At 75.1% G+C, this 12,577-nt stretch carries 12 protein-coding genes; 5 read left to right on the plus strand and 7 right to left on the minus strand.

Annotated elements, in window-relative coordinates; translation table 11 throughout:
* Positions 1 to 190 precede the first annotated feature (190 nt).
* Complete coding sequence (locus CP967_RS30165; RefSeq protein ID WP_150491000.1) at positions 191 to 610, minus strand: GNAT family N-acetyltransferase; 420 nt, start codon at positions 608 to 610, stop codon at positions 191 to 193.
* 194 nt (positions 611 to 804) lie between these two features.
* On the opposite strand from CP967_RS30165, the gene CP967_RS30170 reads away from it, so the two are divergent.
* Complete coding sequence (locus CP967_RS30170) at positions 805 to 1,032, plus strand: antitoxin (protein ID WP_150491001.1); 228 nt, start codon at positions 805 to 807, stop codon at positions 1,030 to 1,032.
* Positions 1,029 to 1,400: a fic family toxin-antitoxin system, toxin component gene (locus CP967_RS30175; RefSeq protein ID WP_150491002.1), complete on the plus strand. Its 372-nt coding sequence runs from the start codon at positions 1,029 to 1,031 to the stop codon at positions 1,398 to 1,400. Before CP967_RS30170 ends, CP967_RS30175 begins: the two co-directional genes overlap by 4 nt.
* A gap of 219 nt (positions 1,401 to 1,619) precedes the next feature.
* Here CP967_RS30175 and bioD read toward each other — a convergent pair whose 3' ends face one another.
* From bioD to bioB, 3 genes are read right to left on the minus strand one after another with little or no spacing between them, the layout of a single operon-like run.
* Positions 1,620 to 2,309 carry a dethiobiotin synthase gene (gene bioD, locus CP967_RS30185; protein WP_150491003.1) on the minus strand — a complete coding sequence of 230 codons (690 nt, stop codon included), beginning with the start codon at positions 2,307 to 2,309 and terminating at the stop codon, positions 1,620 to 1,622.
* Position 2,310: 1 nt separating this feature from the next.
* Positions 2,311 to 3,660, minus strand: a complete 1,350-nt coding sequence (locus tag CP967_RS30190) for an adenosylmethionine--8-amino-7-oxononanoate transaminase (protein ID WP_150491004.1) — start codon at positions 3,658 to 3,660, stop codon at positions 2,311 to 2,313.
* Positions 3,653 to 4,822, minus strand: a complete 1,170-nt coding sequence (gene bioB / locus CP967_RS30195; protein ID WP_150491005.1) for a biotin synthase BioB — start codon at positions 4,820 to 4,822, stop codon at positions 3,653 to 3,655. The genes CP967_RS30190 and bioB overlap by 8 nt, the downstream gene beginning before the upstream one ends.
* A 143-nt stretch (positions 4,823 to 4,965) precedes the next feature.
* Between bioB and CP967_RS30200 the strand changes: the two genes are divergently transcribed.
* Both CP967_RS30200 and CP967_RS30205 read left to right on the plus strand, forming a co-directional pair.
* Complete coding sequence (locus tag CP967_RS30200) at positions 4,966 to 6,120, plus strand: 8-amino-7-oxononanoate synthase (protein WP_150491006.1); 1,155 nt, start codon at positions 4,966 to 4,968, stop codon at positions 6,118 to 6,120.
* A gap of 95 nt (positions 6,121 to 6,215) precedes the next feature.
* Positions 6,216 to 7,943: a sensor histidine kinase gene (locus CP967_RS30205; protein ID WP_280116541.1), complete on the plus strand. Its 1,728-nt coding sequence runs from the start codon at positions 6,216 to 6,218 to the stop codon at positions 7,941 to 7,943.
* Between the two features lie 146 nt (positions 7,944 to 8,089).
* Here CP967_RS30205 and CP967_RS30210 read toward each other — a convergent pair whose 3' ends face one another.
* The gene (locus tag CP967_RS30210; RefSeq protein WP_150491007.1) at positions 8,090 to 8,554 is read right to left on the minus strand and encodes a pyridoxamine 5'-phosphate oxidase family protein; all 465 of its coding nucleotides are present in this window, start codon (positions 8,552 to 8,554) and stop codon (positions 8,090 to 8,092) included.
* A gap of 250 nt (positions 8,555 to 8,804) precedes the next feature.
* Here CP967_RS30210 and CP967_RS30215 point away from each other — a divergent pair, with 250 nt between their 5' ends.
* Positions 8,805 to 9,533: a response regulator gene (locus CP967_RS30215; RefSeq protein WP_150491008.1), complete on the plus strand. Its 729-nt coding sequence runs from the start codon at positions 8,805 to 8,807 to the stop codon at positions 9,531 to 9,533.
* A 64-nt stretch (positions 9,534 to 9,597) separates the two neighbouring features.
* On the opposite strand, the gene hemG is transcribed toward CP967_RS30215, so the two are convergent.
* Entirely contained in the window at positions 9,598 to 11,121 is a 1,524-nt protein-coding gene (hemG, locus tag CP967_RS30220; protein ID WP_150491009.1) for a protoporphyrinogen oxidase, read from the minus strand.
* Positions 11,122 to 11,200: 79 nt separating this feature from the next.
* On the minus strand, positions 11,201 to 12,457 hold the full coding sequence (locus tag CP967_RS30225; RefSeq protein ID WP_373300347.1) for an MFS transporter: 1,257 nt from the start codon (positions 12,455 to 12,457) through the stop codon (positions 11,201 to 11,203).
* Between the last annotated feature and the right edge of the window lie 120 nt (positions 12,458 to 12,577).

The following is a 12,577-nucleotide window of genomic DNA, read 5'->3' on the forward strand; positions in this document are numbered from 1 at the left end:
TGGTACCGGCTGCCGGAAGGCTCGCCCATGGGCGGAGGCTCACACCTTTCGAAGGGTCGGACAGCGGGACGTGTGTGCCGGGCGGGCCGCGGGGTGCGGGACGCCGGGACCGGCGCGGTGGATGACATCCCATCACACCGGCCGGTCGCCGAAAGGCCCGCGAACCGCCGACCGGAACCGTACGTTCCGGCTACAGCGGCTTCACCCAGCGGCGCCAGTGGTCCTCCCGGTGATAGCCGACAGCCGCCCAGGCACCGTGTGCCCGCTCGTTGGCCTCCAGAACCATGGCGTCGACGCGGCGCCCGCCCAGCGCCTCGAAGCGCCGTTCCGCGGCCTCCAGCAGGGCGGTGGCGACACCCTGCCGGCGGCAGCCGGGGTGTACGGCCAGCCGGTAGGCGGAGCAGCGCCACCCGTCGAAACCGGCGATCACGGTGCCCACCAGCCGGCTGTCACGTTCCGCGAGCAGCAGGGATTCGGGGTCCCTGGCCAGGAGGCGGGCGACTCCGTCGGGGTCGTCGCTGATGCTGGTTCCCTCGGCCGCCTCCTGCCAGAACCGCAGGACGGGCTCGATGTCGGTGTGGACGGCGTACCGGATGCGGAGATCACTCATCGCGCGAGCCAAACACGGTGCCGCCCCTCGCGGCGAATCGTTTCCGCGATCCGGACCGCGGCCCCGCGCGATCAGACCCGGCCCGGAACCCGGACCCGGGCGACCCGGCCCGTACCCGGGCGACGGCCTCCCGGTGTACCGGGCGCGATCCCGCCCCCTTGCCCGTGCTAGCGCCCGCGCGCTAGCGTGAAGGCGTGCCCAAGACACAGCTGAACGTCCGAGTGGACGAGGCCACCGCCGAGGCGGCGCGGCAGCGCGCCCTGCAGCGGGGGGTGAGCGTGAACCGCTACATAGAGGACCTCGTCAGGCGGGACGCGGGTGAGATGGGACACACCTTCGTCGAGGCCGCGGCCGATTTCATGAAGCAGTACGAGACGGTGTTCGCCGAAGAGTTCGGCGCGGAACGCAAAGGCGCCCGTTGAACCTGCGGATCGACCTCTCCTGGCTGCTGATGGTGGCCGAGCACAAGACGCCCGGTGATCCGCAGGTCGTCGACTGGGGAGCGCTCGTCGCCGCCGTGAGCAGGCACGAGGCGGAGATCTTCGGCAGCCCTGTGTACAGCGATCCGCACTCCCGGGCGGCCGCACTCCTCCAGCTCCTCCTGCACGTTCCCGCGCTCGAACACTCCAACGCCATGTTCGCGTCCGCCGTCGCCTACGGGTACCTGATCGCCTCGGGGGAAAAAATCACCACCTCTCCCGAACAGGTGCGCGACCTGGCCCGGCTGGTGAAGGAAGGCAAGGCGGACGTCCGGGGCATCGCCGAGGAACTGCGCGGCTGGAGCCTGTGAGCCCCCGTCCCGCCGCCCGGCCCGCCTGACCCGCAGCCGCCCGCCGGGCCCCTCGGCCCGTACCGCCGTGTGCCGGCCGGGCCCGGCCGGCACACCACACCGGGCACACAGGGCGGGGCCGGTGACCGAGGGCCGCTCTCCGGAACGCGCCGCCCGCGCCCCGTCCCCGTCACGGCCGCCCCGGGGCCCGGTGCTCCCGTACCGCCCGCCGGTTCCCGCTCAGCCGGCCGGCCGGTGCCCGCCGAGGGCGGGGGCCAGCCAGCCCGCCGCCCGGGCACGGAACACGGCCGGCCCGAGCGAGCCCGCACCGGCCGGGACGACGCCCAGCAGCGGGGCCCCCGCCGACACCGGCAGATCCTCGATGTTGCACCGCGACGCCAGATCCGGGTCCGGGGGCATGCTGCCCACCACCACCCCCGGGCAGTCCAGGCCCCGGGCCCGCAGCGCCTCCGTGGTCAGCGCGGTCGCGTTGAGGGTGCCGAGCCCGGCCGGGGCCACGACCAGCACCGGCGCGCCCAGGAGACGGGCGGCGTCCGCGAGGGTGGAGCCGTCCTCGTCGAAACGCACGAGCAGCCCGCCCGCGCCCTCGACCAGCACCAGATCGTGCTCCGTCGCCAGCTTCTGCGCCGCCTCGGCGATCTCGTACGGGCGCACGGGCGGCAGGCCCGCGCGGCGGGCCGCCGTGGCGGGGGCCAGGGGCTCCGGGAAACGGGCCAGCTCCACCGGTGTGACATGGGCACCCGCCAGCCGCGCCACCTCGGCGGCGTCACCGGGCTCCCCGGGGGCCAGCCCCGTCTGGGCGGGCTTGAGCACCGCGACCCGACGGTCACCGAAGGCCGCCGCCACCGCCGCGGTCACCACCGTCTTGCCGATCTCGGTGCCCGTACCGGACACCACCATCACCGTCATCTCAGCCTTCCTCCGCTGCCGCGCACACGGCCCGGCAGATCCGTGCCACGTCGTCGTCGCAGGTCACATAGGGCGGCATCGTGTACACCAGGTCGCGGAAGGGCCGCAGCCACACGCCCTCGCGGACCGCGGCCCGGGTCGCCACGGCCATGTCCACCTCGTGGTCGAGCTGGACGACGCCGATCGCGCCCAGCACCCGCACGTCCCGCACCCCGGGCAGGGCCGCCGCCCCGGCGAGGCCGCGCTCCAGACCGGAACCGATCCGCTTCACCTCGCCCTCCCAGTCCTGGCCGAGCAGCAGGTCCACCGACGCGCCGGCCACCGCGCAGGCGAGCGGGTTGCCCATGAACGTCGGCCCATGCGCCAGCACCGGCACCTCGCCGCCGGCGATGCCCTCGGCCACCCGCGAGGTGCACAGTGTCGCCGCCAGCGTCAGATAGCCGCCGGTCAGCGCCTTGCCGACACACATCACATCGGGGGACACGCCCGCGTGCTCCGCCGCGAACAGCTTGCCCGTGCGGCCGAAACCGGTGGCGATCTCGTCGAACACCAGCAGGACGCCGTGCTCGTCGCACGCCTCGCGGAGCACCCGCAGATACGCCGGTGAATGGAAGCGCATCCCGCCGGCGCCCTGTACGACCGGCTCCACGACCACCGCGGCCAGCTCCTGGGCGTGTTCGGCGATCATGGCGCGCAGATGCCCGGCGTACGCCTCCTCGGGCTCCGCGCCGAAGCCGTCCGGCGGGGCGTCCGCGAAGACCTGGCGGGGCAGGACGCCCGACCACAGCTCGTGCATCCCGCCCTCGGGGTCGCACACCGACATCGGCTGCCAGGTGTCCCCGTGGTACCCGCCGCGCCAGGTCAGCAGCCGCTGCTTGGCCGGCCTGCCCAGCGAACGCCAGTACTGCAGGCACATCTTGACCGCCACCTCGACGGAGACCGACCCCGAGTCGGCGAGGAAGACGTGCCGCAGCGGCTCCGGGGTGATCTCCACCAGGCGGGCGGCCAGCCGGACCGCCGGTTCATGGGTGAGCCCCCCGAACATCACATGGCTCATCCGGTCCAGCTGGCCGCGGGCCGCGCCGTCGAGCACCGGATGGCCGTAACCGTGCACCGCCGACCACCAGGACGACATGCCGTCCACCAACTCGTGCCGCCCGTGGGCGGGTTCGGCCAGCCGGAGCCGTACCCCGGACGCGGACTCCACGATCAGGGGCTCCTGACGGCCCGGCATGGGACCGTAGGGGTGCCAGACGTGGGCCCGGTCCAGGGAACGGAGTTCGGCCGGGGAGAGCCGGGGCGCCGAGGACGGCGCGGCGGACACCGGTGACGGGGAGAGCGGATCAGGCATTGGGCGCGAGGTCCGTACCGGCGCCCCTGCGGCGTACCGCCACCAGGTCGGTACGTGCCGTCGGGGCCTCCCGTGCCGGCTCGTCCGCGGTGGCCCGTGACGGCTCGCCGCAGGGGGCGCAGCCGCCCTCGTGCGCACCGCACCCTTCCTGGGACGGCACGCGGTGGCCGGGCAGCGTCGTGGTGTCCGCCCCCTCCACCTCGAACCCGGCGTCCGCGATCATGTCGAGGTCGCTCCGGCCGGCCTGGCCCTCACTCGTCAGGTAGTCGCCCAGGAAGACGGAGTTGGCCAGGTGCAGGGCGAGCGGCTGGAGCGTCCGCAGATGGACCTCGCGCCCGCCGGCCAGCCGCACCTCGACGTCCGGGCAGACGAAGCGGACCATGGCCAGGATCCGCAGGCAGCGCTGCGGTGTCAGGTGCCAGTCCCCGGCGAGCGGAGTGCCCTCCATCGGGATCAGGAAGTTCACCGGCACGGAGTCCGGGTCCAGTTCACGCAGCGAGAACACGACGTCCACCAGGTCGGCGTCGCTCTCGCCCATACCGGCGATCAGCCCGGAGCACGCGGACAGCCCGGCGGCCTGCGCGCGCTGCACGGTGTCCACCCGGTCCTCGTAGGTGTGCGTGGTGGTGATGTCGCCGTAAGTGGCCTCGGAGGTGTTCAGGTTGTGGTTGTACGCGTCGGCGCCCGCCGACCGCAGCCGCTCCGCCTGGCCCTCGGAGAGCAGACCGAGGCAGGCGCACACCTCGACGTCCTCGTGCGCGTCCTTGATCGCCTCGATGGTCTTCGACACCCGGTCCACGTCCCGGTCGGTCGGGCCGCGGCCGCTGGCCACCAGGCACACGCGCTTCGCGCCCCCGGCCACCCCTGCCGAGGCGGCCTTCGCGGCCTCGTCCGCCTTCAGCCAGGTGTACTTGAGGATCCCGGCCGTGGAACCCAGCCGCTGGGAGCAGTACGAGCAGTCCTCGGGACACAGGCCCGATTTCAGATTCACCAGGTAGTTGAGCTTCACGCGCCGCCCGAACCACTGACGGCGCACCTTCCCGGCCGCGGCCACCACATCGAGCAGTTCGTCGTCGGAGGTCGCCAGTACGGCGAGCGCTTCTTCACGGGTCGGCAGTTCGCGCCGCAGCCCCTTGTCCACCAGCGTGCTCAGCAGGTCCATGGGCCCGATCCTGGCGTACCGCACGGCCATCGGCCAAGGAGGAACCGGACAGGAGAGTCAGGTGCCGGTGTGTGTATTGCCACACCCTGACCCGCTCCGGACCCGACTAGGGTCTGTGCGCTGCCTACAAAAGGGACCCAGCCATGTCCTACGCCCCGCCCGACCCCTTCGGCTGGATCGACGACGAGGCCGGCCGCCGTGCCGCCGCCGGCCTCGTCAGAAGCCTCCGCCCACGGCCCGCCGAGCCGGACCTGCTCGACCTCGCGAGCAACGACTACCTCGGCCTGACCCGCCACCCGGAGGTCACCGCGGCGGCCGCCGAGGCGGCCCTGCGCTGGGGCGCGGGGGCGACCGGCTCACGGCTGGTCACCGGCTCCACCACCCTGCACGCCGAACTCGAGGACGCACTCGCCGCGTTCTGCGGCTTCGAGGCCGCGCTGGTCTTCTCGTCCGGGTACGCGGCCAACCTCGCCGCCCTGACCGCGCTCGGCGCACCGGGCGGGCTGATCGTCTCCGACGCGGGCAACCACGCCTCGATCGTGGACGGCTGCCGGCTCTCCCGGGCCGCCACCGCGGTCGTCCCCCACGCGGACCCGGACGCCGTACGCAAGGCACTCGACGGGCACACCGGGCGGGCCCTGGCCGTCACCGACTCGGTGTTCTCGGTGGACGGCGACGCCGCGCCACTGGCCGGACTGGCCGCAGCCTGCCGGGAGTCGGGCGCCGTCCTGCTCGTCGACGACGCGCACGGACTGGGCGTCCTCGGCGAAGGCGGACGCGGAGCGCTTGCCGCCGCCGGTCTCGCCGGCGCGCCGGACACCGTCGCCACCCTCACCCTCTCCAAGTCGCTCGGCAGCCAGGGCGGGGCGGTCCTCGGGCCCGCCCGGGTCATCACCCACCTCGTCAACACCGCCCGTACGTTCATCTTCGACACCGGGCTGGCGCCCGCGGCCGCCGGTGCCGCGCTCGGTGCCCTGCGGCTGCTGCGCCGGGAGCCGGAACGGGCGGGCCGGGCGCGTGAGGCCGCCGCCGCGCTGTACGGGGGCCTCACCGCCGCCGGACTCACCGCGGTACGCCCCGACGCGGCCGTCGTCTCGGTGCGCGCCCCGTCCGCGGAGGACGCGGTGCGCTGGGCCGCGGACTGCCGTACGGCGGGAGTGGCCGTGGGCTGTTTCCGGCCGCCGTCCGTGCCGGACGGCGTCTCCCGGCTGCGCCTCACCGCCCGCGCCGACCTCACGGACCGGCAGATCACCGTCGCCGTGTCCACCCTCGTGTCCGCCGCGCCGCCCCGCGCGTGATCCCGCCACCGGGCCGCCGGGAGGGGCACGGGCCGCGCCGCCTCCCCGTTAGGCTGTGTGGCGCACATGGGTGACCGAGCGAGGAGGACAGGGCGGTGAGCACCGAGGAGCCGCTGTCACGGATGCCTCAGATGCGGCTCGACGAGCTGCTGGAGGAACTCCAGGCGCGTATCAACGCCGCGCGGGGCACCCGCGACCGCGTACACAGCCTGCTGGAGGCCGTCGTCTCGGTGGGACGCGAGCTGGACCTCTCGCAGGTGCTGCGCCGGATCGTCGAGGCCGCCGCCCTGCTGGTCGACGCCCAGTACGCGGCGCTGGGGGTGATCGGCCCCGGGGGCGAGGGCCTCTCGCAGTTCCTGACCGTCGGGGTCACCGAGGAGGAGAAGCGGCGGATCGGGCCGCTGCCCGCCGGGCACGGACTGCTGGGCGAGCTCATACGCAACCCCGAGCCGCTGCGGCTCACGGACCTCGGCGGCCATCCGGCGTCGTACGGCTTCCCGCCCCACCACCCGCCGATGCACACGTTCCTCGGCGTACCGATCCGGGTGCGGGACGAGGTGTTCGGCAACCTGTACCTCACCGACAAACGGGGCGGCCAGGACTTCGACGCCGAGGACGAATCGGTGATCACCACCCTGTCGGTGGCCGCCGGTGTGGCGATCGACAACGCCCGGCTGTACGAGGCGTCCCGGGTCCAGCAGCGCTGGCTCCAGGCCAACACCGAGGTCACCAACAGCCTGCTGTCCGGCAGCCCCCGCCTGGACGTCCTGGAGCTGATCGCCCGCCGCGCCCAGGAGATCACCCGCGCCCGCCTCGCGGATGTGTCGGTGCCGGTCCCCGGCACCGGGAACCTCGTGGTCGAACTGGCCCTGGGGGCGGGCGCGGAAGCCCGGCGCGGCGTGGTGGAACAGGCCGGCGACACCCTGTCCGGCGCCGCCTGCGACAGGGGCACGCCGGTGACCACACCGGGCCTCACGGACGACAGCCGCTGGAAGGGAGAGGTCCGGGGGGACGAGCCGCTGGGACCGGCCGTCGCCGTTCCGCTGGGCAACGCGGCCGAGGGCGTCCGCGGTGTGCTGCTGCTGGCACGGGCCGTCGGGGAGTCCCCGTTCAGCGAGGAGGAGCTCGCGCCGCTGCTCGCCTTCGCGGGGCAGGCCACGGTGGCCCTGGAACTGGCCGAGCGACGGCGTGACGCCGAACAGCTCGCACTGCTGGAGGACCGGGACAGGATCGCCCGCGACCTGCACGACCTCGCCATCCAGCGGCTGTTCGCCACCGGGCTCACCCTGCAGAGCGCCGGACGCCTCGTCGAGCACGGCGGAGCCGCCGAACGCATCTCCCGTGCGGTGGGGGACCTCGACGAAACCATCAAGATCATCCGCTCCACCATCTTCGGACTCCGGGTACGGGACGAGGAGGCGGGCTCCAGCCTGCGTGCCCGTGCCGCCCGCGCGGTCGGCGAGGCCGCGGCCGCCCTCGGTTTCCCGCCGCGCCTGAGCATGGAGGGCCTGCTCGACACGGACGTGCCCCCGCAGGTCGCCGACCATGTGATGGCCGCGCTCGGGGAGACGCTCAGCAACGCCGCCCGGCACGCGCGGGCGACCCGGGTCGAGGTGTCGCTCCGTGCGACGGCCGACGAGATCGTCCTCACCGTGACCGACGACGGCGTCGGCATCCCGGACGGCGGCCGGCGCAGCGGACTGCGCAACCTCGCCGAGCGCGCCGCCGGGGTGGGGGGCCGCAGCGCGGTGGAACGTCCGGACGGCGGGGGGAGCCGGATCGTCTGGTGCGCGCCGCTCGCCCCGGCCCCCGCCCTGTCGTGACGTCCGTGCCGGGCCGCCCTGTGGTGACGTCCGCGCCGTGACGTCCGTGCCGGGCCGTCCGCGCCGTGACGTCCGCGCCGGCGGGCCGCGTGTCTCCGGGCGGTGGCGGTCACCGTCCGGAGACACGCGGCCCCCGACGACGGCGGTCACGTCGTGAGCCGGGTGCCCGACACGATGTCCGGCCGGATGCGCAGCGCGCCGGTCATCGCCGGATGCGCCACCCAGGGCAGCAGGGACGACTCGTAATGGGCCAGCTCCGCCGCGTCGGTGACCCGGTACGCGTATCCGGTGACCACCACGCTCCACCCCAGATGGGTTTCCGGGTCGATCACGTCCGCCTCGTACGCCACGACGACACCGTCGGTGTCGTGGGGCGAGACGATCGACGCGACCGAGGCGCCGTCGTGCACCCGGACGACGATGTGCTCCTCCTCCATGAAATGGTTGACCGGCCGGACCGCCGGCAGGGCGTTCCTGGTGAAGACGATGCGCCCCAGGGACACCGTCCCCAGCAGGCGCAGCGCCTCGGCGCGGTCGATGGGCGCCGTACGCCGGGGAGCCACCGGGCGGGGACGACGGTCCACCGTCAGCCGCATGCCGTCGTCCTGCATCGGTCCACCTTCGTCGCGAGCGTTCGGGGCAGAGGTTCCGGGACGGGATCCTCACCCCCCGGTACCCCCACGTTCCGTCAGCCGGCGTCCGCACACCAGGGCCGAACGGACCTTTCCGGCCCGGTCCCGGCCGGCCCGGCCGGACACGTCCCGGATCAGGGCCGTTCGGCCCTGGTGCGCGGAGGCCCGCGCGGGCAGCATGCCCCAGGGTCCTCCCCGGGGGACACGATCAGTGGATACGGAGTGTGAGATGACGGACAACGGTGACGGCACGACCGGCGGGAAGCCGGTCAGGGTCTTCCTCCTCGACGACCACGAAGTGGTCCGGCGCGGGGTGCACGACCTGCTGGACGCCGAACCGGATCTCGACGTGGTCGGCGAGGCCGGTACGGCGGAGCAGGCCCTGGTCCGGGTGCCCGCGCTCCGCCCCGACGTGGCGGTGCTCGACGTACGGCTGCCGGACGGCGACGGGGTGAGCGTCTGCCGCGAACTGCGCTCCCGGATGCCCGGCCTCGCCTGCCTGATGCTGACGTCCTTCGACGACGAGGAGGCGCTCCTCGACGCGATCATGGCCGGGGCCGCCGGGTACGTCCTCAAGCAGATCACCGGCACCGACCTGGTGACCGCCGTACGGACGGTGGCCTCCGGCCGGTCCATGCTCGACCCGGGAGCCGCGGGCCGTGTGATGGCCCGGCTGCGCGGCGGCCCTCCCGAGGAGAAGGAACCCCGGGGGATCGCCGGCCTGACCGAGCGCGAGCGCGACATCCTCGCCCTGGTGGGGGAAGGGCTGACCAACCGTCAGATAGGGCAGCGGCTGTACCTCGCGGAGAAGACCGTCAAGAACAACATCTCCCGGCTGCTGGCCAAGCTGGGGGTGGAGCGCCGGGTCCAGGCGGCCGTCATCGCCACCCAGGCCCTGGCGGCCCCCGCCGGCCAGGACGGCCGGCCCCCGGCGCGGGAGGACCGCCCGCGGTACTGACCGGCCGGGCCCGGCACCGCGGCCGGCCACCGGGGGCCGGTACGCCCCCGTGCCCGGCGGGCCCTCAGACCGTCCGTGCCCGGCGGGCCGCGCCCGCCACCACCGCCTCGGCCGCGCGCACCCCGCTCTCGATGCAGCGGGGGACGCCCACCCCGTCGTAGGCGGCTCCGCACACCGCCAGCGTGCCCGGCCCGGCGAGCTGCTCCCGCACCCGCGCGACGCGGCCGTCGTGGCCGACCGTGTACTGGGGGATCCCGCCGGGCCACCGGGTGACGAGGCTGTGGAGCGGACGGGCCGTCAGGCCGGTCGCCTCGGCGAGCTCCCCCGCCGACCGGGCCACCAGCTCCTCGTCGGACAGCCGTACGGCGGTGTCCTCCCCGTGCCGGCCCACCGAGAGGCGGACCACGACGTGGTCGGGGGCGTAACGCGCCTGCCACCTCCACTTGTTGTCGAAGAAGGTGGCCGCCTTGACCAGGCGTCCGTCCGCCGGCGGGACCAGGAACCCGCTGCCGCGCAGGGCTCCGCGCACCTCCTGCCGCTCGAACACCAGGGTGACGACCGCCAGGTCCGCGTACTCGACCGTGCGCAGCCCGGCGGCGGCCTCGGGGACCTCGCCGGCCAGCAGCCGGGCGGCGGCCGGCGCCGGTACGGCGAGCACCACCGCGTCGGCGTCGCACCGCCGGTCGCCCAGGGCGTCCCGCACCGTCAGACTCCAGCCCTGTTCCGCGCGGCGCAGGGCGCGGACCGCCGTGCCCGTACGGATGTCCGCCCCGGCCGCCCGGCAGGCCCTGGCCACCGGGAGGGACAGCCGCCCCAGGCCGCCCCGCAGGCCGCGGAAGGGCGGCGGGGCGGGCCGGGACGCCGGGGTCCGGGAGGACCGGCCCTCCCGCTCCCGCAGCCGGCGGACGGCCGCGAGCAGGGTGTCCTCCTCCCGGGCGGCCGCGAACAGCCCCGGCAGCGCGGCCCGCAGCGAGATGCGGTCGGCGCGCCCGGCGTAGACACCGCCGAGCACGGGCTCGACCAGCCGGTCGACCACCTCCCGGCCCATCCGGGCGGCCACGTACCCGCCCAGGGAGATGTCCTCGCCGATCTCCGTGCGGGGCAGCTCCCGGTCCGCGCAGGCCCGGGCGAGGCCGGCGGGGGACAGCACGCCGGACGCCGCCAGAACGCCGAGATCGCCCGGGATGCCCATGAGGTGCCCCTCGGGCAGGTGGCGCAGCGCACCGCCGGTCCACAGCGCCGCCTGTGTGGTCAGCGGCGGTTCCAGCTCGTGCACCAGACCCGCCGCGCCGACCAGTTCGAGGGCCGCGTCGCCCTGGAGGTGGAACGCCTCGGCGCCGAGGTCCACCACGACACCGCCGGTCTCGGCCCGCCGCAGCTTGCCGCCGAGCCGGTCCGCGGACTCCAGCAGGGTCACCCGGGCCCGGGGGCCCGCGTCCCCGGTCACCCCGGTGAGCCGGGCGGCGGCGCTCAGCCCGGCGATGCCGCCGCCCACCACGACGACGTGCGGTAGGGGACCCTCCGGCCGGTGCCCCGGGGACGCGGACGGACGCGTGGGGCCGGGACGCGGTGCGGTGGATGTGCTCATCGTTCTCACTGCCTTTCCGAGGGAGCCCGGCGGGCCGGGCACGTACGAGGGGTCACGACGGCCGGGTACGTACGAGGGGTCATGACGGGCGGGCGGGGCCGAGGGGCCGCGCGGCGGCCGACCGCCTGACACGGGTGAGGGTGAACGCCAGGGCCGCCGCCGCGACCGCCACCAGCAGGAGCAGCCCGGGGGAGTAGGTACCGGAGGAGCTGAAGAGGACGCCCATGGCCAGCGGGGGGACGAAACCGCCCAGCCCGCCCGCCGCTCCGACGACCCCCGTGACCGCGCCGACCCCGCTCGGGGGAGCCGTCCGCGCCACCAGGGCGAAGGTCGCCCCGCTGCCCGCGCCGAGGGCGGCCGCCAGGCAGAGGAAGGCCAGGGTGCCCACCGGGGCGAGGGGCGGCGTCATGGACTGCACCGCCGCGCCGGCCACCACGGCCGCCAGGGACGCCCCGAGCACCTTGACCGGGCCCACCCGGTCCGACAGCCACCCGCCGAGCGGCCGGGCGGCCACCGCCAGCAGCACGAAACCGGCCGTGCGGTGGGCGGCGTCCGCCTGCCCGAGGCCGTACCCGGTCCTCAGATACGTCGGCAGGTAGACCGAGAAGGCCACGTACCCGCCGAAGGTCACCGCGTAGAGGGCCGAGGCATGCCAGGTGAAGGGCGTCCTGAGCGTCCCGGTCAGCCGCCGGGCCGGCGGACGGCCCGGCGCGGTGCGGCCGGGTGCCTCCCGCATGAGCACGGCGGCCAGCACCGCGTAGACGGCGAGGGCCCCCGCGGCGAGCAGGAACGGCCCGGCGGTGCCGTACCCGTCGGCCAGCCCGACCGTGGTGAGCGCGCTGACCGCCGTACCGCCCATGCCGGCGCCGAAGACGCCGACGGCCAGCCCCCTTCGCTCCGGCGGGAACCAGGCGTTGACGTAGGGCACCCCGACGGCGAACGCGGTCCCGCCGATCCCCAGGAAGAAGCCGCCCACCAGCAGCGCGCCGAGCGAGGAGTGCCCGGCCAGGCCCAGGTACAGCACCGGCACGGTCGTCGCCAGCGACACCAGGGGGAACATCACCCGCCCGCCGAAGCGGTCGGTCAGCGCCCCCACCGGGATCCGGCCCAGCGAACCCACCACCACCGGCACCGCGACCAGCAGGGACTGCTCGAACGAGGTGAGCGAGAGGTCCTGTCCGAAGCGCGGGCCCAGCGGGCTCAGCAGCGCCCAGGCCCAGAAGTTGACGGCGAACCCCAGCGTGGCCAGGGCCAGCATCAGCCACGGACTGCCGGGGGAGCCGGGCGCGGGGGACGGGACGGACGGCGCGGTGCCGGCTGCTTCAGGCGGGCGCATCATGTACCTCTCGCTCGGTTCGTCACGAGAGGGCCGCCCGGAGGCCGGGGTCCCCGCTTCCCGGCGGCTCCCCTCGGCACCAGACTCCCCGCAGCCGTGAGCGCCGGGAGGGGGCCGTTC

The sequence above is a fragment of the Streptomyces nitrosporeus genome (genome assembly GCF_008704555.1).
GTDB lineage: Bacteria > Actinomycetota > Actinomycetes > Streptomycetales > Streptomycetaceae > Streptomyces > Streptomyces nitrosporeus.